The following is a 1033-nucleotide window of genomic DNA, read 5'->3' on the forward strand; positions in this document are numbered from 1 at the left end:
TAAAAGATACACTTGTCTTTGATGTATATCAGGGCGAACATTTAGAAAAAGGTAAAAAATCAATTGCAATACGTTTAAATTATTTAGACACAGAAGAAACATTGACAGATGAGCGCGTTTCAAAAGTGCAAGCGGAAATTGAAGCAGCATTAATTGAACAAGGTGCTGTTATTAGATAATGATTTAAACCCCATGTATAAGGATATCTGAAGTAGATTGATATCCTTAACATGGGGTTTTATTTTTGGATTCACCAATTAGGTTTCGATTCATTTAAAAATCAAAGAGGCACAGCGGAATACAGATGATGCTTCTCACAACTGCATATAAAGTCATACTTATGAGCAAAGCAAATTAGTATGACTTACCTAATAGGATTTCCTATTAGGATCCAATTTATCTTGATTTTATAAATCATAGAGGCACAGTGGATTACAGATGATGCTTCGCATCACTGCATATAAAGTCATACTTATGAGCAAAGCAAATTAGTATGACTTACCTAATAGGATCACCTATTAGGATCCAATTCATTTTATAAATCAAAGAGGAACAGCGGAATACAGATGATGCTTCGCACAACTGCATAAAAGCCTCTAATGATTAAAAATCAAAGAGGCTTTAAAATTTTTTGGGCTTTTTCACGATTTTTAAAATGCTTTTTTGAAATGGTATCTAAACGTGAAAGACCGTATTTTTTTATAATTTTTGCGGCAATTACATCGACTTTAGCACCGGCACCTTTAGGAATCGTCATATTAATATATTTTGATATTTGATCCATATATGTAATAAATGCGTATCTAGAAATTATGCTTGCCACTGCAATGGCTAATGACTTCGATTCTCCTTTTGTTTCAAATTTTGTTTTCTTTGGAAGTGGTATATCGGATAATGCGTAATGGCTATACACTTCGCGTTTTGCGAACTGATCAATGACGATATAGTCTAATTGAGACGAATCAATTTTTTCAAGTACATTTTTGATGGCTTCATTATGAAGAACAGCTTTCATTTTTACTTGAGTCCAGCC

The 1033-nt window shown here is 32.9% G+C and carries 1 protein-coding gene and 1 pseudogene; one reads left to right on the forward strand and one right to left on the reverse strand.

Going from position 1 to position 1033, the window contains the following annotated elements:
• Positions 1-179 (forward strand): phenylalanine--tRNA ligase subunit beta-related protein (locus IDG60_RS15750; RefSeq protein WP_206160906.1); only part of this gene is annotated, 179 nt, incomplete at its 5' end.
• Between the two features lie 431 nt (positions 180-610).
• Here IDG60_RS15750 and IDG60_RS15755 read toward each other — a convergent pair.
• A pseudogene (locus IDG60_RS15755) lies at positions 611-1033 on the reverse strand (ribonuclease HIII); the annotation flags it as partial.

The organism is Staphylococcus sp. EG-SA-2, from assembly GCF_017152085.1.